Here is a 24,428-nt window from a genome sequence, read left to right as displayed (position 1 = left end):
GATTAAGACCAATCCAGATTAGGGTCGGGGTTTGGACAGAGAGGCATTTTTCTGCAGATAAATGCCAATAGCTCCATCTCCGGCGATTTTATTTCTGTGCTGCCCGCAGTACTAACGGGCGGTGTGGGAGGTACAGGGGGAGGCTTTACCACGCTACCCGAAAACTTCCTGAAATCAGCTGTTTTGAACAGGGCGGAGGAAAACCTCCTGGTTGCTACCGGCACATCAGTAGCAACAACCGGGGCAGCCAATGTGCTTCTTCGAAGGCTCAGGCGTTTTTCAAACAGCACGGCAGATTTCGCTTTCAGCTGACGTTTTACCTGCGGCTCCAGCCGGAAAAACAATTCAGAAGAAAGATTTTTAACGGCTGCCGGCTGTACGAGTGTTTCGAAACTGATTACAAGATTTCGTACAAATATCAACTTCTCGGGAAAAGAAGGAATTAATCCGCCGCCATTTCCATCCGCTATAACAGCTTCCCCGGCTGGTAATTTCCAGAACCGTTGCTGGAAAAATTCTTTAAACGGAAACCAGTCACGAACAATGGTTACCACGGCATACTCAAAGCTGATTCGCCGGATTTCAGGTTCACTGTCGCCTTTTTCAAAAAGTCGTTTTAACGCTTCCGGTGCTTTTTCGTACAAGGCCGCCACTTCCATTTTATCCAAACTCAATTGAGGCCAGGCCACCTGTTCTTCAAAAAAATTACTTGGATTAAAAAGAGTGGGCAGGTAAGAAAACTCTGCAGCCAGCCCGTCGGCACCAGATGTTTTGGCAAATAACTCATAATCTGAACGCAGATCTGCCAATAAACTTACCGGTGCTGCGCCTGCCAATTGATTGAATATACCCAACCAGTTTTCCACTTCCTGCTTTTTGCCTTTTGTTTCCCAAAGCAGCAACGCTTTTGACAGTTCGTTTTTCAAAGCAGGCTCATCGGTATTCCATTGTGCCTTTACTGCCTCGGCACCTGCCCCCTCTGCCATTGCCGCCTGCAATTGCCTGGTTTTATATTCACTGATACAGGTTTTATACAATTGCTGGTATTGTTCATAGCGGGCAAGGGGTGTAATAACAGTGCCTGCTTGAGTTTCCTCCCTGTTTAAATATTCAATGGCATTCCTGTACTGCTCTTCCTGTGCAGGCGTTCGATGGCTGTTTGCGGCAATCGCTTTTTTTAATACTGTACTGTAAATATCGGGAAGCATATCCGGCAGAATAGTTACCATGTCAGCTTGCTGGGCTACAAAATTGAACAGGCCGGCAAACTCATTACGCTTCACATTCGCCTCCGTAAGACTGATTCCATATTTCGAAGGCTCAATAAAATAAAACAATTCCTTGCCGACGGTAAACTCGCCGTTCTGAAAAGCCAGGAATTTCTGGTCTTGTTTTTCGCTGGAGGCATCTGTTTCAAAGATCAGTTTCAATTTGGTGAGCAGTGCTATAGCGATGGAAGCATTCATATCAGTCAAATTTTGCGTTAGGATCGGTATCCGGGCAAACACCTACCAGCCTGTTAATAAAGCAGAGCAATTGCATACCCGAGCAACTGATGCCCTCGCCGGTATCCTTGGAATGAAAATCACTTGTTTCTTTTCCTTTAGAATAACCGCCTTTAACCCTGAAGGGCCCCCATCCAAGATTTGCTTCCGAATCAAATTTAGATTTGAATGTACTGGCCTGCCAGGCAGATTTATCGAATTTCAAATTCAGGTTACGGGCAAAAACTGCGTGCGTCGAGTACGCTATAAAACTTCCTTTGGGTGGATTTCCTCCGTCAGACAGTACGGTGCTGCCGAAGGACCAGGTACCGGGGTCCAGCTTCCAACCCCGGCAGGAAAATAGCTCTGTACCAAACCAGGGGCGCATGATCTTTACCTGTGTTAAATCAAAACTCATTTCAAAAAGATTTGATTCCATGGAGTTAGCCGTGCGCTCAGAAGAGCCACTAGCCCCAGCTCCTGCTGACCAGAGGCCGAAATTCAATCCACCACTGGCGTTCCAGGCTGTTGTAGATTTAGAGGCATGCGTGGTTACTTCCTTATCGCTAAAACTATATTTCATCCATTCCTGTTTATGGAAATTGGCCGGGAAAAGCCGAACGGGGTAAAAATCGAAATCAATCATTGATTCGGTAAACCGGGCCCGATCATAGGCATCTCTCAATTCCGCAAACCAGGAAGCCATGCTCCGCCCCGTAACCTGTGCGATATAAGCATGCATGGCTTCCACTTCGTTTTTATAGCCGGCACCTGTCCAGGCATTCATGGCAGATCTGACCTTCGAACGGTATACAGGCTGATTAACACTGAAATCAAGCACTGCTTCTTCATTATCGCCGGCAGCTGCGCTAATGCGTTTGTTATTATAGAGTAGGACGGCATCCGAATAAGCCTGCTCTTTTTCTGCATAGGCCAGGGAAATCGGGCTATCCACCGTTCTTTCTGTTTCCTCCTCCGTAACCAGGTTTTTTTCTTTTTTGGTGGTATATAGCAGTCCTTTAAATTTCTCCAGTTTTTTCTTTTCTTCTTCGCTGGGCTCAAGGTTTGTGACCTTGGCAAACTTTAAGATATTGCCATAGATCTTGCTGAGCCTTTCCTGGCTGTTTCGGTCAATGGTCTGGGCCTGATCTGCCTGGTAGATAGCAGAAGGATCCGGTACCAAATCGGCAAACAAAGCAAAGTCTGCTGCCTGCATAATGAGCTTACGCATTTCCGTAGCATCTGCCGCATTAAATCCTTTTTCAAGAAAATCAAAATCGGCATTTCCAAAGGGAATGCCAGGTGTTACCCAGGAAATAAAATTGTTTCTATTGGCTGGTGCATGCTCATCACCGCCGGTTAAAATTTCATTCAGCTTGGCAAGCGTGGCATGCATCAGCTGATCGCCGTTGAAGACTGACATAGGTAGAAGGTTTTATGATGAATAGTAAGGAGACTTCTTTCGCTATTTTAAACCAAAGCCTTTCAGAAACAAGCTGCTATTTATTACAGCCTGCCGTTACGTGGTGTGCGTACCATCAGCCCTTCCCATGTTTAACCGGGTTATAGATGTACCAGTACGTATTAGTTTGGAAGAATATTAAAGATACTATGGCTGATAAGCGAAGTCAAGGGGAAAAACCCCGTATGCCACCGGTATAAACACCTAGCTTTGTAGTAAACAACCCCATGATCGCGGCAACCCTCTCTGACAGCACCTTACTTATAGATATTCTGAGCGCCAGTTTCCAGGATAATAAAAGCATTCAATACCTGGTTAAACAGGATGCAAAAAAAGAAACCAGGATCCGGCAATTAATGAAATATTCCATTAACTACTGTACAGAATTTGGAAAGCTTATTTTGAGCAATAACAAAAAAGCCTGTGCCCTATTGGTATACCCGTATAAAAAAACAACCAGCATCCGTTCCGTTTTACTGGATCTTCAACTGGTTGTACAGGTAATCGGAATTTCAAATATTCGTAAAGCAATAGCAAGAGAGCGAGAAATAAAAAAGATGCACCCCGCAACTCCCTTTGCATACCTCTGGTTTATTGGTGTAGACCCGGCAGAACAAGGCAAAGGCATTGGTAGCCAGCTCCTCCATGAAATTATGGCCGAAGCCGCCGAAGCACAATTGCCCCTCTATCTCGAAACATCCACCGAAAAAAACCTGCCCTGGTATGAAAAACATGGTTTCCGGCAGTATGCAACACTCAATTTTGGATATACCCTCTATTTCCTGAGGAAATCACCAAACAGCTAATACACCGGTATGGGCGCATAATGCTGTAAATTCAATGCTATTTTTTTTCCGCTATCGGCAGCATTGTAAATTGCCTGCATTATTTCCACATCGCGCATTCCCATTTCAGCCGGAACCCTGGTTTCTTTATTGGCAAGGATGCATTGTGCAAAATCATCCATCTGCAAGGCCTGCTGATTGATGGTCTTGAACCGCATTGTTCCCGCCGGGGTCTTTCCCTTCAAACCGGTATACGCATAGGCTGGTTGAAGCTGAAACCTACCATGTTCCGCATTGGCATGCATGAGGTTCTGCTCTTTGGAATAAGAAGATTCACACCTGGCTTCCAAACCATTGTCAAAAAACAGGGTCCATTGAATACCCTCTTCTACTTCCCTGAATCTATTCGCATCCGTTACGGGAGCAAAATTTGCCGCTACCGCAACCGGAAATTTCCCGGTTATATAGATAGCAGCCTGCACGCAATAAATACCGTTATTAACCAGTGGGCCTCCCCCGGATAAATTAACATCCAGGCGCCAGGGAGAGCTATCCCCAATAAACATACTGTTTTTCAGTTCCAGGCTGGTCAGCGGCCCAAATACTTCCTGCTGTCCAAGTCGCATCATTTCTTTGTTGAATGGATCGAAATGAAGGCGATATCCCATCGAAAACCGAACCCCCGCTAATTCTACCGCCTTTATGATCCGACTGCATTCATCCATACTCATCGCCATCGGTTTTTCACAGATCACCTGTTTGCCGGCTTCCGCCGCCCGGATAGCATACTCTGCATGCAGGGCATTGGGCAATACAATGTAAACGATATCAATGGCACTGTTTTCCCGGATCCGGTCAAAACTTTCATAATTGTATAGATTGTTATCGGGCAACCCAAATGCTGCCTGGTATTTTTTCAACTTATCCGGACTGCCACTCACCAAACCAGCCAGGTAGCAATACTTGGTTTGTTCAAGGGCAGGCATTAATTGTTGCGTTGCATATTCTCCCAGGCCTACCAGCGCAACGCCTAATTTTTCTTTTGAATTTTGCATGCCTTCAACGTTTATGGTTTCAGTATTTATCCTTTATCAATTGTCCCTCCTGCGAATACATCAGTTTGGTTGCAGGATCGCCTTTTAGCTTAACAAGGAAACTGGTAGTACCCTCTTTTTCCATTTTATAGATCTCTTCAATTTTCCGATCCTTGTAAGAAGTGCTTACGGCGGTCCGGATGGGAGCGGGCAATTCATTTTCCTTTATTTCTATTCCTCTTGAAGTAAGCGTGCCTCCTTCATTAAAAGAGGCTATATTCTTTACCCCGTTTCGCTTAAAGCTAACTTTATAGTTTCCGGCTTTCTTTTTCCAGCTGGCATCACTGGCATCGGAAAAATGTGTTTTAAAACTGGTTTGAATATCAACGGGCAGGTCCCGTTCGTTCAGGGAATTTTCCTGCGCCTGTACACCCAGGGCCATCGCGGCCACCAGGAAAAAAATAACTAGTTGCTTTTTCATACAATAATTTTTAAACAAGGTGCAATTAATACGCCAGGTGATTTCAGCGCCGGTAGTGTGGAAAATCACCGCTTACGTAGAACTTCTGCACAGCAAGCCTGCTGAAGGCACAGTTTTTTATTACCCAGGGTATTCAATAACAGGTAAAAATTATACGCATGAACAAGAAAATTGCCATACTGGCTACGAATGGATTTGAAGAGAGCGAATTGAAATCGCCAAAAGAATACATGGAAAAACAAGGCTGGACGGTTCATATTGTGAGCCCGGAAACCGGCAGCATCAAAGCCCTGGCAAAAACCGGGTGGGGTGGGGAGTATACGGTAGATAAGGCATTAAACCAGGTATCTGCATCCGATTATGATGCGCTTGTTCTTCCGGGCGGAGTACTTAATCCTGATACGCTGCGCACCAATAAAGAAGCTTTGCGTTTTGTAAAGGAATTTTTCTCGCAGAACAAACCCGTTGCAGCTATATGTCATGGCCCCCAGGTATTGATCAGTGCACAGGTGGTTAGCGGCCGAACACTTACCTCAGTTGCTGCCATAAAAATTGACCTGAAAAATGCAGGTGCCAACTGGATAGACGAAGAAGTGGTGGTTGATAACGGTTTGGTAACCAGTCGAACACCCGAGGATTTACCTGCTTTCAACAAAAAACTGGTCGAAGAAATCAAAGAAGGTGTACACGCATAACAGGCGGTATTCTCAAACGAAAAAAGCCACTTTGCAGTGGCTTTTTTACTACTTATTAGTTAGGCTTCTTCCTTTTCCGCTTCGTAGTTGATATTGTTTTCCGCAATTTCAGTAAGGTTCTGATCTGCCAGCTTTTCTTCTTCCAGGATCATTTTCAATAGGTCGGCCACTTCTTCCTGGCCAAGTGTAAGTGCAAGTTGCGCCAGTGTTCCATAGGCAGAAATTTCGTAGTGTTCTACTTTTTGCGCCGAAGCAATAATACCTACATCGCGGGTAATGGAACCATCGGTTGTTTCCTCAATTACTGTTTCTCCCTCTTTCACAAGGCCTTCCATAGCCTCGCATTTTTTTGCCTGGGCTTTTTCACCGAGCAATTCAAATACTTTTTCCAACCGGGTAACGTGCTCTTCCGTTTGCACCAGGTGCTCTTCAATAGTAGACTTTAGCTGAACGGTGGTGGCAGCCTCCTGCATTTTGGGAAGCACTTTTACCAGGTGTTTTTCGGCCCAGTATAAATCCTTCACGGCATCCATAAAAAAAGTTCCCAATTGGGTATTTTCCATCGTTGATCCCTGTTTAGCAGATGCCTGCTTGCCGGACCTAGCTGAGGTAGTAGTTTTTGACATGGTAGTACTAGTTTAGCAGTATCATTCAATTAATATACCATGCCTTCCGCCAATGGGTACTGTGGTAAATTGCCACAGTACCCGCCGTGCTGTAGAAGAACTTGCTCGGCTCAGTTGTGGGGCAGCTGGCTCATATCCATGTATACAACTTCCCATAGATGCCCATCGGGGTCGGACAGGCTTCTCTGCTGCATAAAACCCATATCTACCGGTTCTTTGGTTTCTACTGCACCCGCTGCGAGGGCATTTTCGGCAAAGCGGTTCATTTCTTCGAGAGAGTCCATAGCCAGTGAATTAATCACGGCCGCTGTTTCCCTGGTATCGGCTATTTTTTTGGCCGTGAAAAAAGCAAATTTCTCGCGGGTAAGCAGCATAACATATATTTCTTCCGACCAAACCATACAGGCGGCTGTTTCGTCGGTAAAAGCAGGGTTATTTACAAATCCAACAGCGGCATAAAATGCCATGGCGCCGGGCAGATCGGTTACCGGCAGGTTAATGAAAATTTTCTTTGCCATTATTCTGGTATTTAATAGTTAAGGAACCCGACAAAGATGGCAGAAAGCAGCCAGATAAAACAGGCAGAGTTTCGACAGATTACAGGTGTTTTTGCGACAGGTGTATTACTTGCAGATCTTTACTTTATCGGACAAAATTGCAGAACTGGGAATAATAGTACGGTCTCCATTTGCCTCCTCTATAATCGTAGCATGCAGGCTGATTTCAACTACCCGCCCCCTACTGCCCTGGAATTCAATCATATCTCCAATTTTAAACGGCCTGTTAAGCACCAGGAAAATTCCACTGAACAGGTTGCTGAATAATTGTTGAGATGCAAACCCCAATATAAGGGTGGTAGCACCTGCACCAGCCAGCAAGGAATGTGCAAAACTACGGGTAATGGGAAGGGTTAACAGTGCCCAGCCGAAACCCAGGAAATAGATGGTTGCCACAACCATGTGCCGCAGAAAAACAAAACTGGTAGTATCCATCTGGTGCCCCTTTGTTTTTTCTGTTATTAACCATTGCAGGTACCTGCTAACCAGGGCAGCTGCTAAAACGGTCAGGCCAGCAATCACCCCGAAAAACAGCAGTGATTTTGAATTGGTAAAAAACAGCTCTACAACTTGCATTTTTTCGTTTTTTCATCTCAATCTTCCTGGAAAACAGGTAACAGGTTCCTATTATATTCCAGGTCGGCTACTTTCCTGCCACAAGTTAAGTATTAGTCAACAGCCATCGGTGCTTCCGCTCTTTTTCTATTGAAGAGTTTAAAGGCAGGATCCAATTCAAGTAAAACTGGCTTATGCCGCATAGGTAACAGTATTTTATTGATACCGCTTTGTAGTGGCACAACCTGTTTAGTTGATTCCTGTTTCCCCCCCTGCCGGCTGCTGTACGTTATAAAAAGATCCAGTTCCCTGCCAGCGATCGGTTGTTCCTGTTCGGCGCCCTCTTTTCCCACAAACAATCGATGGGCATCGAGCGTTAAGTCAAGCATATAATTCCCGGAGCTATCCAGCCGCGTTTTGGCAGCCAGCACCTGTATTTCATAAAAGCATATTTTTTCCCAATTTTCTTCCAGGTATTCTTCTAGGGCAGCAGGCGTATGCTTTTTCAGGTATTGATACAAGTCCCTGATGCCGGCATAGGGACCGGCAGATTTTTGCTGCCAGTTTTCTTTAAAGCCATTCAGCAGTTCCAGCAATGGTGCTTCGCCGATTGTTTCTTTTAATGCATACAGTAAGAGCGCTGTTTTATTATCCGTTTCCGTAGGTAGCCGGGCAGATAGTACAGGCTGCTGTTTGGCAGCAAACCAGGCACTATTCTGCAGGTACCAGTTATACACCGAGGCCAGTAAGGGTTTTACAGCCTGCTTTCCATGAACTCTTTCATAAATCAGAAGCGCACAAAAAGTTGAAATACCGTCTCTAAGTCCAATAGCCCCCTGCGTATTGTTTGGTGCTACGAGGTTACCCCACCATTGACGCGCTACCTGGCGGGCAGAATTAAATAAAAAATAATCAATTCCGACCGGCAGCCGGCTATTTACATTCCAGCCATATTGTTCAGAAAAAAGATCAGTTGCAGCTATATTAGTGTGCAAGGGTGCATAAACAGTTGTTTCTACCAATCTCATTTGTGGATAAGGGTAGGAGCCAAAAAGCCGGCTCATTTCCTCTATACACTTCTTATACGCTTCAGAAAGCCTTTCTATATTCTGATTATGCGCAGGGTGATAATACAATTCAATGTCCACGTTGCCCGATTCGGTAATAACGGTATCAAGATGCCTTGCATAACTGCCGGAAACTATACCCGGCAACATATACATACCTTGCTTCAGAGAGCGGTAGGTGCTATAATTCCTGCCACCGGAACTCCATTCTTTCACCAGTTCACCCGAACCCATTGCTCGCTGATCAGCAGCAGTACTGATGGTAATGTGGAAATCCAGTAAATCGATGGCTGCATTGTATTGAAGCCGGTTGGTATCAGCTAGCGGATTTGCGGAAGCAGTACCATCTTCTATTTTGGGTAAGCCTAGTTTCTTACGATCAGATTTATCCATTAATTCTTCATCCGCAGGATAGCCAAAATCCGGCAAACAGATGCCCATCAATGCCCCATTTTTCAAAAAATTTGCGCCATATAAATTATTCTGAAAGCCGGTAAAACTATACTCGGTTTCAATCCTGAGCGTAATACTATCACCCGGCTCCATGGTTTTGGGTAACTTATACAAACGATACCCCGAAGCCTGTATCGAAGGGCCGAAGAAACTAAATACAGGCCTGGGATAATATAAGGGTACATGGTAAGGCAGTTTATTCTGCTGCCAGCTGATTTCGTACCGGTGCAGAAAATCACCATTAGTCAACAACTCAGAAATAGCTTTACCACTACTATTTACCAGCGAAACATCTGCAAGGAAAAGCGCTTGTTGTTTTTCGGGGAAAAGATCGGCTGTCATCCTGATAGCTTTCACCCTTGGTATTGGCAGGGATTCATACCGTTTTAGCGTTTTTTCGAGCAGTGCTTTCCGGGATAACTCCTCCTCTTCTGTAAGGTATTGATTCAGATAACTAACATTGTAATAAATATAGGCCCCCACTGAAAGGAATAGTACCAACAGCACCAGTGCCAGGTTACAGACCGGCTTATCAAAACGCGCCCTGGCAACCTGCCACCTGCTTTTAAGCCCATCAGGAAGCTCTCTTCGAAATAAAAGGTAGGCCGTTAGCAATAATAGTCCTCCGCATAAGCTCCAATACAGGTTATACCAGCTTACCGGAACAAGCATATGCCCCACCGTATCAAAATCGGAAATGCCATAAAATGGTGTACTGGAAAACAAGAGCAGATGGTAATTAAAGAACCCGGTTTGTACGGCCAAAAGACATAGTACCAGGTAAGCAAGGCCAATTCCGATCGCTACCAATTTATTATTTACCAGAACATGTAGAAAAAAGGCCAAAAGCGTACAACTTATGAGCCGGGGAAATTCAGCGATAAACAGCACTTTGCCATAGGCCTGAAAATTAAACTGGTAATACCCCCTGGCTAGCTGCAGTAATACACTGGTGAGCATAGTAGAAAAAAGTAATAAACACCCAAGTACCAGCACGGCTAAAAACTTAGCCAGCAAAAAGACTGCTGAGGAGGGGGGAAGTGCGTCATTGATCGTATGAAACCCGACCAGTTTCTCCCGATGCAATACCTCACCGGCATAAAAAAACAAAATACAATAGTAGTAGACCAGGAAATTTTCTTTCCAAAGAAAAAGGTGTACAGCGGTTCGGGGAAAATCCCTCATACCAAAATTAGCAGGGGCATTGGGGAATACGATCAGTAAAAAAATCGTTCCTGCAAGTACAATAATCCAGAAATAATTATCGCGGAGACAGTTGAACAGTTCTACTTTAAAAAGAGACCAGGCTATTTTTGGGCGATACATTTTTCCAAATGATAAAGCTGGGACAAGTTTCCGAATTGCTACCGGCAGCTCTTTCTCAGATTTTTTTATCAAGCGGCCCGGTTGCAACATTTTATGAAAGCTGAATGAGTATCCTGACAAAAGAATAATAAGTATACCGACCGCACTCCAGACACAACGGTTGGCTAGAAAGAAACCGGAAATCGGCAGGGTTAATGAATTTTTATCAGCAGCAGACCATCCTCCGATTATTGTGCGGACACCATTTAAAGCAAAAGGATCACTCAGGTGTACCAGGTAGGGATCAGGATGTGCTTTTATAAAAAAATTACCAAGCAGGTATGCCAGCAGTACAAAAATTCCACTGGAATATACTGCTTTAACTGTACGCAGCCAGGCAACCAGTCCGAAAAAAACAGTGGCGGAGAAAAACAAATTCGGCACCACAATGGAGCAATAGGCTGCCAGGTAAAACCGCGCTGTATTCGGTCCATACTGGTCTGCGGACAGGGTTCCCAGCATGGGACCTAATTGGCTACCTGCAAAAATTCCCAGCGGAAGTGATAGGGAAATAATGAGAAGTACCAGAAAGGAACCCCAAAATCTTCCCCAGAAATACCCCCCTACCTTAATCGGCAAACTGAAATAATGGTAGCGGGTATTATATTCTATATCCCTGTAAACAGGCACTCCCATAATGGATGAACTAATTAGCGACATCATCATAGTAATACCCGAACAATAGAGCGCAATCGATGCCGGGGAATTAACCAACTGACCTTCACTCAGCGGAAGAAAACCCTGCATAAATACAAGGCAGCTGAACCCCAGCAATAACAGAAAATAACCATACACAGCAGGCTTTCTAAGCCGGTAAATAATTTCGAAACGAACAATTTCCAGGAACATAAAAATGATTTAGTAAAAATGAGCAAGTATCTATCCCTGTTGTTGAATCCGGATAAAATAAACATCTTCCAAGTTGGGCTCAACCGGTTCAAATCCTGGTGCAGTATCTTCTTCTGAGTAGATCCGAACCAATAAGCGCCCTTCTTTCAGTTGGGTGGAAACAATATTGAATGTTTGCTGCAATTGGGGTAATTGCGAGCGTGTTATGGTTGTCTGAAACAACTTATTCTGCAGGCTTTCCGTAGCTTCTTTTGGTGTTCCGGTGTATAAAAGCGTACCTGCAGAAATTATTGCAAACCGGGCACAAAGGCTGTATACATCTTCCACTATATGCGTAGACAGAAGGACAATGGTATTTTCACCAATATCACTGAGTAAATTATAAAACCGGTTTCTTTCGGCAGGGTCTAAACCGGCAGTAGGCTCATCTACGATTATAAGCCTGGGTGCACCCAGCAATGCCTGTGCTATCCCAAAACGTTGTTTCATACCCCCTGAAAAGCTCCCCAGCAACTTATCTTTTTCGGCAAGCAGGTTAACCTTATGCAAAAGATAATGGATAGCCTCTCGCCTTTCATGCCGGTCCAGTATACCTTTTAACCGCGCAATATGATCCAGCATAGCAGCTGCGGAAATTCGGGGATATACGCCAAACTCCTGGGGAAGGTACCCTAGCGCTTGCCGCAATTCGCTCTTGTCTTCCAACACATTTAGCTGATCCAGGTATATGCTTCCTGAATCTGCGGGCTGCAAAGTGGCGATAGTACGCATCAGGGAAGACTTCCCGGCCCCGTTTGGGCCCAGCAAACCAAACATCCCTTCGCTCAGTTCTAAGGAAAGATCCCGTATAGCCTGCACGCCATTAGCATAGGTTTTAGATAAATTTTTTATTGACAGTTTCATAGAAACAAATATGAAACAAGCCGCTAAGAAACCAGGTGGCTTTAAACAGACAAGCGCTGTACCTGGTCGGGCGGGGTTTTTCGGACGCCGAAAGACTGGAACTCATTTTTAGCCCGTTGAACATCAAAAAACAATCGTCTGTCGGCTTTTCCGCCGGCAGCAGGAGAGTAATTATATTTGTTCAGATGCCACCTATTCAAACCTCTTTATTAAAACTGGCCAGCTCTAAAACTGCGGTACACCTGTTATTCTGTACTGCATTTATTGCGCTTTGCTTTTTACCGGTAGCTGCCAGTCCTTATCGAACTGAATTAATTCCCAGGGCCGCTTTTGTATGTGTATTTTTCCTGGGTACCGCCTATATGGGAAGAGGCGTTTGTAAATCCTATTTGTTAACTGGTCGAATAAAAGCATTTATTATTGCAACCTTGCTTGCCACGGTTTGCATAGCGGTTCTGTTTTCCTTTTTCCTGTTCATTTCAGACCTGCAAAGAGGGTGGTCAAGTTTAACATTCGGCATTCCGCTGGTGGTGCTATTTTTTTCGATGGGTATTTTTTTAACCACAGCGCGTGATAGCTTGCGTAAACAATTAGCCGCCGCCGCCATTGCTGAACGACAAAAACAAAGTGAACTGGAATTACTACGGTCGCAGTTGAGTCCACATTTTTTGTTTAATACCCTAAACAACCTCTATGGACTAGCCTTTAAAAAGGACCAGCAACTGGCCTTGCTTATCGTCAAACTTTCGGACCTGTTGCGTTATTCACTGTCAGATATAAACCGTCGTTTCGTTCCCATAGAAGAAGAACTGAATTACATAAGCAGTTATATGGAGTTGGAAAAAATCAGGCTGGGAGATAAACTTCAGTTACGCACCAACCTGCCTGCTTTAATACCCGAAATGGCCAAAATGCCGCCTATGTTATTGATTGTATTTGTAGAAAATGCATTCAAGCATTCAAAAAAAACCTATGAAGCCACGGTATTTATTGACCTGGAACTGGAGGTTTCCGATAACTACATCCGGTTCTCCATTATCAATAGCTGTGGAAATGCAGGCAGCGACAACAAACAGGAAATACCAGAACTGGGAATGGGCTTATCCAATACCCAGCGTCGGCTGGAGTTACTATACGGCAATAGCTATACCCTGCAACATTATAAAAAAGAGGACCGCTATTTTGTTTACCTTGAAATTCCTAATTTGAAAGATGGGGATAATTGAATGTCTTATTGTAGAGGATGAACCGATTGCAAGAGATCTGCTGGTGCAATACTGTTCTTATATACCCGGGCTTAACATTGCAGGTATTTGTGAAAATGCTTTGCAGGCAAGAAAATACTTAGAATCGGCTTCCATTGACCTGCTTTTACTGGATATTCACCTGCCGGTGCTGGATGGCATTCAATTTCTAAAAACCCTTAAGCATCCGCCGGTTGTCATTTTTACCACGGCTTATGAACAATATGCAGTACGTGCCTTTGAACTAACCGCTTGTGATTACCTGGTAAAACCTTTTCTACTCGACCGCTTTATCATTGCTATTGACAAGGCAAAAGCTATGCTCCGTGCCAAACAAATAACAGCAGCCGATGGGCCGATTGCACAGGAAGAAGGCTTTTTTATAAGAACAGATGGTAAGCTAATCCGGGTAAAGTTTCATGAGTTGGTTTACGTAGAGGCAAGTGGCAACTATTCAAAACTGTATACAACCGACGGCATGCTGGTTCCAAATATGGCTTTTAGTGCGCTGGAAAAAATGCTACCAGGGGCTATATTCAAACGAGCGCACCGCTCCTTTCTCATTAACGCTTCCTATGTCAGTTTAATTGAAGGCAACCGGGTATTTCTTGGAAAATATGAAGTACCCATCGGTTCCAGCTATCGCGATGGCTTTTTAAAGGCATTGGGAATTTAGCTACTGAAAAAGGTTTTTTGCACCAATGCCGGAGTTTTACCAGATTGAACAGGCAAATTTTCCCCGCCCACAGCCAATATCCTGGAACCGAAGTATGCTGCTGACCAACATTTTAATTTTGAAACTGTTTCCGTGGAAAGCTATCCATGAAAACTTCTTATTCGCCAAAAAAACGGAGATTTATCAAAGAGAAATTTTTTCCAATGAAGTTATCCTTACTATGCTGTTTACTACCAGTTAGCTTGCTTTCCTTTGCGCAAAGTAAGGACGACAAAGAATTAGTTAAGCAAATCGATAAACTCATCGGGGAACAATACCAGCAATATGCACCTGGCTGCCAGGTTTTGGTAGCCAAAAAAGGACAAGTTCTTTACCATAAAGGAGTGGGCAGCGCCAACCTTGAATTAAATGTTCCCATGACAACCGGTATGGTTCTCAGAATCGGCTCCATTACCAAACAATTTACAGCTGTTACACTTTTGCAATTGGTCGACAAAGGCCTGGTTTCTTTAACGGATAGTATACAGCAATACCTCAAAAATTTCCATTTTAAAGGCTATACTATCCGGGTTGAACACCTCTTAACCCATACCTCCGGAATTATTGGGTACGAACAAATAAATGTCCGCATGCCTAATGTTACCCGGGTAGATTTTTCCCAGGCTACGGTTCTGGACAGCCTCGATAAACATGCTTTACTATTTGCGCCGGGTACAAAATTCAACTACAGTAATTCCAACTACTTTTTAGCAGGAATGATTATAGAAGCGATAACAGGAAAATCTTATGCCAGTTATCTGAAAGAAAATATCTTTCAGCCGGCCGGTTTAACTGCCACTTATTATGAAAGTGCCACCGAATTAATACCCAACAGAACAAATGGCTATTCCTTCTACGATAACAGGTATTGGAATCCAGACTATATGAGCATGTCGCTGGTATACAGTGCCGGGGCATTGCTATCCAACACAAACGACTTATTTAGATGGCATCAGGCCCTCTACTCCGGGAAGATTATAAAAAAAGAGACCCTGCAGAAAGCCATCACGCCCTATACCTTGGCGGACGGAACAAAGATTGACTATGGATATGGTTTTTTTGTACGGGAGGAGCAGGGAATGCTTTCGGTGGGTCATGGTGGGGCCATCGACGGGTTCAGGGCCACCGAAATGTACTACCCCCAGCAAGACATCTACATAGCCTGCCTTTTGAATAGCAGCAAAGACGATGAGGCCCGGCTTTTCCAAAGCATCGCGTCCCTTGTTGTTGGCACCGGCACCGGGCAAAATTTAAACGCACTTAATTTGAGCGAGGAACAGCTCCAACTCTATGCCGGCACCTATACAAACGAGCAATACAAGCTCACTATAAAAGTGTATGTAGAAAATGGCCGAATTTATGGCGATTTGTCCAATGGCACAGGCACACATCTCATTTTCATTCCAACCACCACCACCCATTTTATTTTACCTGATATTAAACGCATCAAAACTACCGCAACGTTTATTGTGGATAAGGGGAATACCTCAGCGTTGGAGATTACACAGGATAAACCGATCAGGTTCTTAAAAATTCAGTAGCCCAAAAACTTACAGTATGCGATTATGGATTCTATGCCTGTTGATAATCATACATCTACATGCCTGTGTTGCTCATTCTTACACGGCGGAAGGAGGCATTCGGGTACAAAATTCGAAAGTTTTCAAGTATAATAAAGAGCGGCACAGGTCTCGCGATAAATCTCCGATCGACACCGAGGTGATTTATCGGCTTGACAGTTCCTATGATAAATACCAGGCAGTGAAAGGAATAAAAAACAAACCGGGTGCGTATATGCGCTTTTTTTCAACGGGCCAGGTTCTATTCTTTTACGATACCAGCCAAACCATACAGGTTTTAAACAACCGAAAAACAGGAAGACAAGGTTATTATTTTATTAAAGGAGACAGGATAAAAATCGACCGGTTTGAACTAATAAACGGTGGGCAAACCGGGAAATATTATGGCAGAATCCTGGATGATGGCAGTTTGCTCTTTTATGAACAGCGGCCAGGAGCCGTTTTCGGGTCTTTTTCCGCCCTGGAGCGGGATGGCCGAATGTCTTTCTGGAAGAAACTTACCGTACCGGCAATGGAAAGATATACCCCCGACTGGTAAAATGTTTAGCAACAACGGCAAGAATTCCGTATCTTATGAATTAAAACAGCTACTAGTGAAAACAAGTAACCTACTTAAACTCATTTCCATCGCCGGCGTTGCCCTGACCGTAATTTTTGCATTCGTTCAGGCGGGCAGTGATGGAACCAACTTGTTGCTCACCTTAGTATTATCACTGCTCTTTATTGCAGCCTCTGTAAAAAACAAGAACCTGGAAAATAAGTAATCGTCAACCATGAGAAAACCACTCGTAAACAGGCTGGTTTTTATTATTGGCTTAACATGGTTGGCTGCCCTTTGCAGTTATGCCCAAAAAACCGAAGCCTTGCGAATTAACAGCATACCTCATGCGCTTAGCTGGAAAAACAGCCCGGTCCGTTATAGTATCAAGGGCGATCAACTGACCATTGTAGCAGGCGAAAAAACCGATATGTTCCGAGACCCCAACGTCACCTACAATACGGACAATGCACCCAAGCTATTGTTTCAGCCCGAAAAAGATTTTATTCTCAGTGCTGCCATTGAACATTCTTTTGTCAGCAAATGGGATGGTGGCGCCATTGTACTGCTGGAAGATAGCCTGAACTGGATAAAATTCTGTTTTGAGAAAGATTATACGGGCGCCAAACGAGTGGTAAGCGTTGTAACAAAAAATATCTCAGACGATTGTAATTCCATTGAATTGCCGGGCAATAAAGCCTATTACAAACTAGCGAAGGCCGACCATGTAATTACCTTGTATGTTTCAGTGGATGGAAAAAAATGGCTATTGGTACGCCACTTCCAGTTTCCTGCTACCAAACCGCTACAGGTGGGATTTCTGGCACAATCGCCTACCGGAAAGGAATGCAGCGTTGAATTTTCAGCCATCCGCTACGAGGCTAAAAAAATCAGTGACCCTTATACGGCGCAATAAGGGTGTAGTATACCAGGTACCAACCACTATTGCAGGGAAAACTTGCAGTAATACCTACATTTAAACGCTAATTTTATGCGTATACCAGTTATATTGATATTGATCTTGAGCCTGTCGTACTCCGTACCGCTTTCTGCTCAGCATTCGATTCCAAAACAGGAACTTATGGACAGGCGCGAAAAACTGTTTCAAAAAATCGGGGAAGGAATCGGTATTTTATGGGGCGCCGAATTGCCCAATACGCCTACCAGATTTAACCAGGCGCCGGATTTATATTATTTATGCGGACTCGAAGACCCCAATGCTATTTTATTGGTAGTGGGTAACACAAAAGAAGTTATATTCTTCTCAAAAAAGGCAACGGAAAGAGACCTTAGGTGGAACGGTCCAACTGCCTGGACCATTCCATCCATAAAAACATCCCATGGCATAGACCAACTTCGGCCTTATGAAGATTTCTGGGAGGTTCTTGCCCAAAAATGCGGACCGGAAACTACCATCTATTTACCGCTTGACCCGATCGATAAGATCGACAAAGCCAGAGACGAGGTATACCATACTGAATTTCAACTATTAAAGCACCCTATAAAAAACACCCCGTTTTGGAGAAAGGCCGTTTCAACAATAAGAGAAGTTTTCCCACTGGCAAGCTTACAAAATATTAATCCTCTATTAGATGAACTCAGGCAAATAAAAACTCCTTATGAAATAGAACAATTGAAAATGTCGGGAAAGATTGGTATTGAAGGAGTTGAAGAAGCCATAAAAGATACTAAACCCGGGTTGTATGAATACGAATTAGAAGCCATTACAAGTTTCCATTACACCAAAATGGGGGCAAGGGGGGCGGCATTTGCACCCATTGTGGCATCGGGCCCCATGACCTATACCATTCATTACGAAGCCAATAACAGGAAACTGGAAAAAGACGACTATGTTTTGATGGATTATGGCTGTAATTATAATTATTACACCTCTGATATTACCAGGGTTTGGCCTGTATCGGGCAAATTCACCATGGAGGAGGAAAAAATGTACCAATGTATCCTGGATGCAAGAAATGCAATAATAACATCAATGAAACCAGGGGTATCATTTGGTGAATTGAGAGCTATCGCCTATGAAGTGTACAAAAAAAACGGATATACCGATAAGAAGCTTTCCTGGGATGGTTATATCGGTCATTTTATCGGGATAAGTGTTCATGATGTAGGCAACCCCGACGATAGCTGTATATTGAAAGCAGGAATGGTGTTTAATGTAGAGCCGGTGTTGGACGACCCCATTAAAAAGCGTCATATGCGCCTTGAAGACACCGTGCTTATAACCGAGCAGGGAGCCATAAATTTGACAGAAGGGGTTTCTGCCGAACTACCAGCGATCTATAAACTAATGAAACAGAAAGGGCTGACAGGGAATTAAAACCTATTATACAATGTTTGGGATATTTTCTAAAAAAAACAACCATGAATGTCCGATAGATACTACTACAAGACTATGGATGGAAAATGCGTTTTTATGGCTTGCCAACACCAGCTCATTTTCCAATTCGATATGATGGGTCGTTTGAGTCTTTGCTAAGAACTGCAGAAATTATTGCCAGGCAAATGGATATTGATATTCTCGAGGTTAATATTGACACCTATGAACAAAATATTCAAGAGTTCAGTAGTGAATTCGGCCACTCCATCTGGACCGAAGCAGATAAAGAAAGTGATGAAAAAATGAGTAGTGGATTGTTTTTTGATAAAAACGAGCAAGGCAAATACGATATTTTGATAGAAAAAAAGAATTTAACCGACCCTATCAATCTATCAGCAACGTTGGCGCATGAGTTTTCACATATTAAGCTTTTGGGCGAAAAACGGCTCGACTTTAATGATGAACATTTAACTGATTTAACGACAGTAGTATTTGGACTGGGAATATTTAATGCAATTACTGCATTTAGAGAATACAAATCATTTGAAAGTTATGGACATAACAGCATAGGCTACCTCAAGCAAAGAGAATGGGGATATGCTCTTGCGCTTTATGCCTATTTTCGAAGGGAAGAAAGTTCTGAATGGGTAAAGTTTTTAACCCCCAACCTGCAGTCAGACTTCCATAAAAGTATGCAGTTTATCCAGGCGAACAAAGAAAAAATATTTGAAGAAAAATGAACCTGAAAAAATATACTATTTTGATACTTGTCTTCTTTTGCAGCCTTCATTTGACTGCACAAAAAGACAACTATTCCTTTCTCAAACTGATTGTATTCAATAAGGAGAATAAAATAATGTTGGTCAAATGGAAGGGTGCCTGGGAAATTCCCGGAACAAGGTATAATCAACCGGTTACCCTTTCCCGATTCATCGATACCCTGGCTTCTGAACACGGAATAACAGTACAAGATAAAGAGCTTAACGGGTTATTTACTTTTGAGTATGAAAACCGTACGACTTTTACTATCATGTACTATTATACCACCCGGTATAAAGCGGGCGAACTGATTACCCCTGAAAGTTGCGAAGAAATTGGCTGGTTTGCCGTAGAGCAAGCGCTAAACCTGATCCCCTACCGGGAAATGAGGCTGATACTTACTCAAATAACCAATAATCCTGTTATTGTATGGGGTGGTGCTATAAAAAAGTATAACGACCAATCGATTCAATTCACGGAAAATTTCTACCCACTACACTAATTCTTGCTTAACAGCAGCAAAGCATCCACTGCTAAATCCAACTTAAGCCCCGGGCTCATCCTCCAATAAATCGGGCAAAACCGGGGGTGCTTCCACCGCGGGAAGCGATTCAACGGTGCGCAGTTGCCGTTGGATAGCCCTGGTTCTTGTACCCATTACATCTTCCAACTGTCCCAGGCCGGTATGAATATTTTTTTGTGCCTTTTCCAGGAGTCCGCCGAAATTCTCAAACTCCTTTTTTACACCGCTTAATACTTTCCATACTTCACTGCTACGTTTTTGCAAGGCCAGGGTACGGAAACCCATCTGCAAACTATTTAAGAGGGCCATCAGGGTAGTGGGCCCCGCAATGGTTATTTTGAATTCATCCCGTAGCTGATCAACCAGGGCATTTCTCCGGATAACTTCAGCATAGATACTTTCAAACGGTAAAAACAAGATGGCAAAATCGGTGGTATTGGGCGGGTCAATATATTTATCCCGGATATCTTTGGCCATTTTACGGATTGTGGTTTCCAGGTTCCTGGAGGCCAGTTCTATATCATCGGGAATAGCATTTTCATAGGCAGTGATCAAGTGCTCATACATATCTTTCGGAAACTTTGCATCCACCGGCAGGTAAACAACCGCAGCTTCGTCCTCATTTCTGCCGGGTAGTTTAATAGCAAATTCAACCGGTTCTGAACTGCCTTTTTTCGTTCTGACATTGGCTTCATATTGACTGGGCGCAAGTATCTGTTCCAGCAACAGGGCTAACTGAACCTCTCCTACCCCGCCCCGCAGTTTAACATTGCTCAGCACTTTTTTTAAGCCGCCAACATCAGCAGCAATGGTTTGCATTTCACCCAATCCTTTTTGCACTTCGATTAATTGTTTACCCACTGTTTCAAAGCTTTGTCCCAGGCGCTCACTCAGGGTTTTTTCCAGTTTTTCTTCTACAGTTACCCGTATGCTTTCCAGCTTTGTTTCCGTACCCTTTACGAGTTCCTGCTGGCGAATTTCGAGCTGCGTAAATTTTTCTTTCTGCAGGTCGTTGAAGGATTTTACATTCTTCTCAAAACGTTCTTCAAACTCTTTGAAGGCATTTACAAGGGTGTTATTAACTTTTTCGAGTTGTTGCACCGTTTTGGCAGTCAGCTCTTTTTGTTCAGATTTTAGTTCATCCAGCTTATTCCGTTGTTCCAGTACAAAATCCTTGAGGCTGGCTTTTAGTTCCGCCCGGTTATCTTTTGCGATACCGGCATTCTCTTCGCGGTTAATACGAAAATCCTGTTTAAGGCCGGCTTCGATCTTTGCCAGCTCTCCCTGCAAGAGAGCCAGCTGATTACGTAACTGAAGCAGTTCTCCCCCCGCGTTTTTCCGGAAAACCGCCAGCAGCAGTATAAGGCAAAGTAATACAATGCAAATAATCAGCAGGTAAGTAATGTCCATGATAAAAGCATTAAATGTAGGCGGTTCTGTAACCGTTTATTTTAATCGAGGCAAAGTATAAGTAGCGCCACCCTGTTTTAATTGCAATGAATTTATTTCGCCGTTGGCAGTGCGCATTACTTTAAAAAGCGCACCCGGAACTTCTGCCAGGGAAAAAGAATTCAAATCGCTAAAGATAGCTTCATAGCCTTCAGCAGGTTGGCCGTTTTGTTGAATTACTAATTTATGGCCCATTAGTTTCAGGGTAATGGTATCCTGGTTTAATTTATAATTACCTGCATAAACAGCTGCGCTATCAGTTGGGAGGGCGATTTTTTTCCGAAATCCGGGCGTAAAGAATCCGTCCCATTTGTAGACCTGTGCAATACTATTTGTGAGCTCTGAAATAATTCCGTAGTTATCGCCGTTTATCATAATAACCATTCCTCTACCATCCTCCAGTGTTCCATAGGAAGTGCAAAGAAACGCCTCGTTGCCGCCATTGTGATTAAAATAGGTATTGTTCCCTTTTTTCTGAATGAAAACACCCAGGGCAACGGTGCTGTCGACATAAGGGGTCATTCGCTTTTGCATCATCGTTTTTGACAGTACTTTTGCTGAGCGACCCTGGTAAGCCAGTTGGCATTCGATGATGTACCGGGCAAGATCCGATGGAGTAGTCCAGAGACCGGCAGCCGCCTGTTCGGGATAAACATGATACCTTCCTTTTACAGCGGTACCGCTTTGCGCGTAATACCCGGTGGACAGCTCGCCAGGGTTAAGGGGTGGTTGTTGGTAGGAACTGTTTTTCATGCCCAGCGGTTTAAGTATTTTTTCCTGCATGTAAAGGGCGTATGGCTGGCCGGTAATATCTTCAAGCAGCAGTTGCGAAATAGTAGTGCCGCCACCGGAGTATTGAAACTTCAGGCCAGGTTCAAAAGCGCTACGAACAGCCCGGGTATTTGCCGGCTTTTTTCCATCCAGTATTTGGGGAAGGCTTGGCAGGGTATCCGTTATTTCGTAGCCGGGAAAACCATGTACCGTTAGTCCGGCTGTATGGCTTAGCAACTGGTAGGTGTTGATCTTTTTACCTTTCGAAAGGCTGTCATAGGGAAATTTCCACCGCTTTAGATATTGGTTGATATCGGCTTCGGGATCCAGCTTTTTTTCTTCCACCAATTTTAATATCCCCAGGCTGTTTAAGCTTTTACTGATGGAGGCTGCCTGGAAACGGGTTTCGGTGGTGGCTTTTCGTCCAGCTGCCTCATCAGCCCATCCATAGGCTTTTGCCCATTGAATTTTGTAATCCTGGATGATGGCGATGCTAAGGCCTTTGATACCCAATTCTTTCATCCGGGTTTCCAGGTTGTTTTTGGGGATGGAATCATTGTAGATAATGGAAGGTGTTAAGGAATTTTCCACCTGTTTTATCAGAGATTCAAGCTTAGTCGGTTTATCCTGGGCGTAGAGTGCTAAACTGTTAGCAATAAGCAGCGCAAATAGGTAGAAAGGTCGCATGGAATCGGTTTAAATGTGCAACAAGTTAGGCAATTCCGGAAATGCGAACCACATAAATAAACGCGCAACACCAGCCATTTTCAACCATATACCCTTTTGACATAATTTTTTTACAAGGTTTACAATTCTATTTACAACCCGGTTCGCAGCCCCGGAAAATTTCAGGTTAGATTCGTTGCATCAATTAATAACACATGAAACACATTAAAAAAACCACCTATTTAATGATCCTGTTAGTGGCAGTACTCGGCGGACTGGCATTTGCGAATCGATCAACTAAAAAGGGATCCGCGCCACCGGCCAAGGCCTTACCAGGGGCCGCCAAAACTACCGAACTGGAGGAGCGAAAAAAATGGGAAGCTTCACCAGACGGTATAAAGTACAGAGAATGGGCGCTTTCTCCTGAAGGCAAAAAAGTGCAGGCCAGTTATGATAAAATAAAGAAGCACCTGAATGGCTTCACCGTTATGGAGGCCGAGGTCGTTTCTCTCAGTTTCCAGCGTAAAAACGCACCATCCTACGGCCCCAAATGGTTGGTTGTACGGATTGCGGGCGATGAATACCTGCTACAATTTAGCCGGAAGGATTTTCAGCAGTTAAGCAGCCTGCAGGTGAATGACCGGATCCAGCTAAAAAGCAGGAGTGCGGGCAACTCGCCCAATCACCCTTATTTGATTTTGTCAAGCGACTATATTGCGCGGGATAAGAAGGTACTTTTTGCGCGCGATTTAAGCAAAATTAAAGGTTGCTGAGTAAGAGCTGATCCTCGGATCCGATTTAACTTAGGTTCCGGGAATACCCAAGCAGCAGCATGAGGGGTTAATAATTCCGGTTTTCGGTTAAATCGTTTCACCAGATTGATGTAGCCTCGTAACGCACTTGTTATCCAAACCATCCCTTTAGCTTGAAATATTAATTAAGCGTACACCATATTTCTCCAATTCAACCTGCTTAAAAACCCGGAATGAACAATTTATAATGCAGCGCTGGTAACCTGCGGCCATACGCAATACCTGAACGGTTCAAAGAAAGATTATAAAATTTATATTACCGATATATTACCGACCAACGACATTTGCGCATCATTCGTATCAGGAACAGCTGCTGAAAGACTTCGAAATAATCCAGCAGTTTGAGCTTGTCCAGCAGTAAAAGCTTTTAACATAGCAGATGGTTTACTATGCGTCTAATGGTGCTGATGAATTTAGTTCTCCGCTTGGTACTCTCGGTATTCGGGACTATTTTTAAGACATCGGCTATCCCCATCAATGAGACTAGGTGGTGTGCACATTTATACCGAGCTAAACTTCCCTGACGGTAAGAAGATACAATTGGTAGACATGCACACATTTTGCGTCAAAAAAGCCTCATTAGTTTAGCTTAGGTTTTATAAAATATTCCTTCAATTACAGGTTAATCTATTTGCCAGTTTACATAGTATTCCCGAAGAATGGAGTTCCACAAACGCGGAATCGGAATATTCACTAGAGGGATCGATACAGCCAGAA

At 43.8% G+C, this 24,428-nt stretch carries 24 protein-coding genes; 12 read left to right on the top strand and 12 right to left on the bottom strand.

Features of this window, described 5'->3' with window-relative positions:
* Nucleotides 1-2: 2 nt before the first annotated feature.
* Together A1D16_RS14315 and A1D16_RS14310 are read right to left on the bottom strand one after the other, a co-directional pair.
* Nucleotides 3-1,466 (bottom strand): hypothetical protein, encoded by a 1,464-nt coding sequence (locus A1D16_RS14315; RefSeq protein ID WP_290710670.1) that lies wholly within the window; start codon nucleotides 1,464-1,466, stop codon nucleotides 3-5.
* Between the two features lies 1 nt (nucleotide 1,467).
* Nucleotides 1,468-2,907: a hypothetical protein gene (locus tag A1D16_RS14310; RefSeq protein ID WP_290710668.1), complete on the bottom strand. Its 1,440-nt coding sequence runs from the start codon at nucleotides 2,905-2,907 to the stop codon at nucleotides 1,468-1,470.
* A gap of 266 nt (nucleotides 2,908-3,173) precedes the next feature.
* Between A1D16_RS14310 and A1D16_RS14305 the strand changes: the two genes are divergently transcribed.
* Nucleotides 3,174-3,752: a GNAT family N-acetyltransferase gene (locus A1D16_RS14305; protein WP_290710666.1), complete on the top strand. Its 579-nt coding sequence runs from the start codon at nucleotides 3,174-3,176 to the stop codon at nucleotides 3,750-3,752.
* On the opposite strand, the gene A1D16_RS14300 is transcribed toward A1D16_RS14305, so the two are convergent.
* Complete coding sequence (locus A1D16_RS14300; protein ID WP_290710664.1) at nucleotides 3,749-4,786, bottom strand: Gfo/Idh/MocA family oxidoreductase; 1,038 nt, start codon at nucleotides 4,784-4,786, stop codon at nucleotides 3,749-3,751. The genes A1D16_RS14305 and A1D16_RS14300 overlap by 4 nt on opposite strands.
* A 19-nt stretch (nucleotides 4,787-4,805) precedes the next feature.
* A complete protein-coding gene (locus A1D16_RS14295) occupies nucleotides 4,806-5,246 on the bottom strand; it encodes a PepSY-like domain-containing protein (protein WP_290710662.1) in 441 nt (146 codons plus the stop codon).
* A gap of 158 nt (nucleotides 5,247-5,404) precedes the next feature.
* On the opposite strand from A1D16_RS14295, the gene A1D16_RS14290 reads away from it, so the two are divergent.
* Entirely contained in the window at nucleotides 5,405-5,941 is a 537-nt protein-coding gene (locus tag A1D16_RS14290; RefSeq protein ID WP_290710660.1) for a type 1 glutamine amidotransferase domain-containing protein, read from the top strand.
* Nucleotides 5,942-6,000: 59 nt separating this feature from the next.
* On the opposite strand, the gene A1D16_RS14285 is transcribed toward A1D16_RS14290, so the two are convergent.
* The 5 genes from A1D16_RS14285 to A1D16_RS14265 all read right to left on the bottom strand — a co-directional run bounded on the left by A1D16_RS14285 (nucleotide 6,001) and on the right by A1D16_RS14265 (nucleotide 12,316).
* Nucleotides 6,001-6,567, bottom strand: a complete 567-nt coding sequence (locus tag A1D16_RS14285) for a ferritin-like domain-containing protein (RefSeq protein ID WP_290710658.1) — start codon at nucleotides 6,565-6,567, stop codon at nucleotides 6,001-6,003.
* Nucleotides 6,568-6,677: 110 nt separating this feature from the next.
* Nucleotides 6,678-7,085 (bottom strand): glyoxalase/bleomycin resistance/extradiol dioxygenase family protein, encoded by a 408-nt coding sequence (locus A1D16_RS14280; protein WP_290710656.1) that lies wholly within the window; start codon nucleotides 7,083-7,085, stop codon nucleotides 6,678-6,680.
* Nucleotides 7,086-7,190: 105 nt separating this feature from the next.
* Entirely contained in the window at nucleotides 7,191-7,700 is a 510-nt protein-coding gene (locus A1D16_RS14275; protein ID WP_290710654.1) for a mechanosensitive ion channel domain-containing protein, read from the bottom strand.
* Between the two features lie 92 nt (nucleotides 7,701-7,792).
* Complete coding sequence (locus A1D16_RS14270) at nucleotides 7,793-11,413, bottom strand: hypothetical protein (protein ID WP_290710652.1); 3,621 nt, start codon at nucleotides 11,411-11,413, stop codon at nucleotides 7,793-7,795.
* Nucleotides 11,414-11,443: 30 nt separating this feature from the next.
* Complete coding sequence (locus A1D16_RS14265) at nucleotides 11,444-12,316, bottom strand: ABC transporter ATP-binding protein (protein ID WP_290710649.1); 873 nt, start codon at nucleotides 12,314-12,316, stop codon at nucleotides 11,444-11,446.
* Nucleotides 12,317-12,501: 185 nt separating this feature from the next.
* On the opposite strand from A1D16_RS14265, the gene A1D16_RS14260 reads away from it, so the two are divergent.
* From A1D16_RS14260 to A1D16_RS14220, 9 genes are all read left to right on the top strand, one after another.
* Nucleotides 12,502-13,542, top strand: coding sequence for a sensor histidine kinase (locus tag A1D16_RS14260; RefSeq protein ID WP_290710647.1), 1,041 nt, complete (start codon nucleotides 12,502-12,504; stop codon nucleotides 13,540-13,542).
* Nucleotides 13,529-14,236 (top strand): LytTR family DNA-binding domain-containing protein, encoded by a 708-nt coding sequence (locus A1D16_RS14255; protein ID WP_290710645.1) that lies wholly within the window; start codon nucleotides 13,529-13,531, stop codon nucleotides 14,234-14,236. Before A1D16_RS14260 ends, A1D16_RS14255 begins: the two co-directional genes overlap by 14 nt.
* A gap of 203 nt (nucleotides 14,237-14,439) precedes the next feature.
* Complete coding sequence (locus A1D16_RS14250; RefSeq protein WP_290710643.1) at nucleotides 14,440-15,816, top strand: serine hydrolase; 1,377 nt, start codon at nucleotides 14,440-14,442, stop codon at nucleotides 15,814-15,816.
* A 16-nt stretch (nucleotides 15,817-15,832) separates the two neighbouring features.
* Entirely contained in the window at nucleotides 15,833-16,393 is a 561-nt protein-coding gene (locus A1D16_RS14245) for a hypothetical protein (RefSeq protein ID WP_290710641.1), read from the top strand.
* 55 nt (nucleotides 16,394-16,448) lie between these two features.
* Nucleotides 16,449-16,619 carry a hypothetical protein gene (locus A1D16_RS14240; RefSeq protein WP_290710639.1) on the top strand — a complete coding sequence of 57 codons (171 nt, stop codon included), beginning with the start codon at nucleotides 16,449-16,451 and terminating at the stop codon, nucleotides 16,617-16,619.
* A 9-nt stretch (nucleotides 16,620-16,628) separates the two neighbouring features.
* Nucleotides 16,629-17,309 (top strand): DUF1349 domain-containing protein, encoded by a 681-nt coding sequence (locus A1D16_RS14235; RefSeq protein WP_290710637.1) that lies wholly within the window; start codon nucleotides 16,629-16,631, stop codon nucleotides 17,307-17,309.
* 165 nt (nucleotides 17,310-17,474) lie between these two features.
* Nucleotides 17,475-18,731, top strand: coding sequence for a Xaa-Pro peptidase family protein (locus tag A1D16_RS14230; RefSeq protein WP_290710635.1), 1,257 nt, complete (start codon nucleotides 17,475-17,477; stop codon nucleotides 18,729-18,731).
* Between the two features lie 86 nt (nucleotides 18,732-18,817).
* A complete protein-coding gene (locus A1D16_RS14225; RefSeq protein ID WP_290710633.1) occupies nucleotides 18,818-19,471 on the top strand; it encodes a hypothetical protein in 654 nt (217 codons plus the stop codon).
* Between the two features lie 20 nt (nucleotides 19,472-19,491).
* Complete coding sequence (locus A1D16_RS14220) at nucleotides 19,492-19,992, top strand: hypothetical protein (RefSeq protein WP_290710631.1); 501 nt, start codon at nucleotides 19,492-19,494, stop codon at nucleotides 19,990-19,992.
* A 42-nt stretch (nucleotides 19,993-20,034) separates the two neighbouring features.
* On the opposite strand, the gene rmuC is transcribed toward A1D16_RS14220, so the two are convergent.
* Nucleotides 20,035-21,423, bottom strand: coding sequence for a DNA recombination protein RmuC (gene rmuC, locus A1D16_RS14215; protein WP_290710629.1), 1,389 nt, complete (start codon nucleotides 21,421-21,423; stop codon nucleotides 20,035-20,037).
* 36 nt (nucleotides 21,424-21,459) lie between these two features.
* Nucleotides 21,460-22,920: a serine hydrolase domain-containing protein gene (locus A1D16_RS14210; RefSeq protein ID WP_290710627.1), complete on the bottom strand. Its 1,461-nt coding sequence runs from the start codon at nucleotides 22,918-22,920 to the stop codon at nucleotides 21,460-21,462.
* Between the two features lie 194 nt (nucleotides 22,921-23,114).
* On the opposite strand from A1D16_RS14210, the gene A1D16_RS14205 reads away from it, so the two are divergent.
* On the top strand, nucleotides 23,115-23,672 hold the full coding sequence (locus A1D16_RS14205) for a hypothetical protein (protein WP_290710625.1): 558 nt from the start codon (nucleotides 23,115-23,117) through the stop codon (nucleotides 23,670-23,672).
* Between the two features lie 290 nt (nucleotides 23,673-23,962).
* On the opposite strand, the gene A1D16_RS14200 is transcribed toward A1D16_RS14205, so the two are convergent.
* Entirely contained in the window at nucleotides 23,963-24,085 is a 123-nt protein-coding gene (locus A1D16_RS14200) for a hypothetical protein (RefSeq protein ID WP_290710623.1), read from the bottom strand.
* Nucleotides 24,086-24,428: the final 343 nt, after the last annotated feature.

This window comes from Flavihumibacter sp. CACIAM 22H1, assembly GCF_001601815.1.
GTDB lineage: Bacteria > Bacteroidota > Bacteroidia > Chitinophagales > Chitinophagaceae > Flavihumibacter.
This window is presented reverse-complemented; position numbering and strand designations above follow the sequence as displayed.

What these genes read in the sequence shown, in the direction of transcription:
- A1D16_RS14285 (WP_290710658.1), bottom strand. Translation starts at nt 6,567, where the DNA reads ATGTCAAAAACTACTACCTCAGCTAGGTCCGGCAAGCAGGCATCTGCT.
- rmuC (WP_290710629.1), bottom strand. Translation starts at nt 21,423, where the DNA reads ATGGACATTACTTACCTGCTGATTATTTGCATTGTATTACTTTGCCTT.
- A1D16_RS14245 (WP_290710641.1), top strand. Translation starts at nt 15,833, where the DNA reads ATGCGATTATGGATTCTATGCCTGTTGATAATCATACATCTACATGCC.
- A1D16_RS14305 (WP_290710666.1), top strand. Translation starts at nt 3,174, where the DNA reads ATGATCGCGGCAACCCTCTCTGACAGCACCTTACTTATAGATATTCTG.
- A1D16_RS14210 (WP_290710627.1), bottom strand. Translation starts at nt 22,920, where the DNA reads ATGCGACCTTTCTACCTATTTGCGCTGCTTATTGCTAACAGTTTAGCA.
- A1D16_RS14300 (WP_290710664.1), bottom strand. Translation starts at nt 4,786, where the DNA reads ATGCAAAATTCAAAAGAAAAATTAGGCGTTGCGCTGGTAGGCCTGGGA.
- A1D16_RS14200 (WP_290710623.1), bottom strand. Translation starts at nt 24,085, where the DNA reads ATGTTAAAAGCTTTTACTGCTGGACAAGCTCAAACTGCTGGATTATTT.
- A1D16_RS14310 (WP_290710668.1), bottom strand. Translation starts at nt 2,907, where the DNA reads ATGTCAGTCTTCAACGGCGATCAGCTGATGCATGCCACGCTTGCCAAG.
- A1D16_RS14255 (WP_290710645.1), top strand. Translation starts at nt 13,529, where the DNA reads ATGGGGATAATTGAATGTCTTATTGTAGAGGATGAACCGATTGCAAGA.
- A1D16_RS14235 (WP_290710637.1), top strand. Translation starts at nt 16,629, where the DNA reads ATGAGAAAACCACTCGTAAACAGGCTGGTTTTTATTATTGGCTTAACA.
- A1D16_RS14275 (WP_290710654.1), bottom strand. Translation starts at nt 7,700, where the DNA reads ATGCAAGTTGTAGAGCTGTTTTTTACCAATTCAAAATCACTGCTGTTT.
- A1D16_RS14260 (WP_290710647.1), top strand. Translation starts at nt 12,502, where the DNA reads ATGCCACCTATTCAAACCTCTTTATTAAAACTGGCCAGCTCTAAAACT.
- A1D16_RS14295 (WP_290710662.1), bottom strand. Translation starts at nt 5,246, where the DNA reads ATGAAAAAGCAACTAGTTATTTTTTTCCTGGTGGCCGCGATGGCCCTG.
- A1D16_RS14250 (WP_290710643.1), top strand. Translation starts at nt 14,440, where the DNA reads ATGAAGTTATCCTTACTATGCTGTTTACTACCAGTTAGCTTGCTTTCC.
- A1D16_RS14270 (WP_290710652.1), bottom strand. Translation starts at nt 11,413, where the DNA reads ATGTTCCTGGAAATTGTTCGTTTCGAAATTATTTACCGGCTTAGAAAG.
- A1D16_RS14230 (WP_290710635.1), top strand. Translation starts at nt 17,475, where the DNA reads ATGGACAGGCGCGAAAAACTGTTTCAAAAAATCGGGGAAGGAATCGGT.
- A1D16_RS14225 (WP_290710633.1), top strand. Translation starts at nt 18,818, where the DNA reads ATGCGTTTTTATGGCTTGCCAACACCAGCTCATTTTCCAATTCGATAT.
- A1D16_RS14265 (WP_290710649.1), bottom strand. Translation starts at nt 12,316, where the DNA reads ATGAAACTGTCAATAAAAAATTTATCTAAAACCTATGCTAATGGCGTG.
- A1D16_RS14315 (WP_290710670.1), bottom strand. Translation starts at nt 1,466, where the DNA reads ATGAATGCTTCCATCGCTATAGCACTGCTCACCAAATTGAAACTGATC.
- A1D16_RS14205 (WP_290710625.1), top strand. Translation starts at nt 23,115, where the DNA reads ATGAAACACATTAAAAAAACCACCTATTTAATGATCCTGTTAGTGGCA.
- A1D16_RS14280 (WP_290710656.1), bottom strand. Translation starts at nt 7,085, where the DNA reads ATGGCAAAGAAAATTTTCATTAACCTGCCGGTAACCGATCTGCCCGGC.
- A1D16_RS14290 (WP_290710660.1), top strand. Translation starts at nt 5,405, where the DNA reads ATGAACAAGAAAATTGCCATACTGGCTACGAATGGATTTGAAGAGAGC.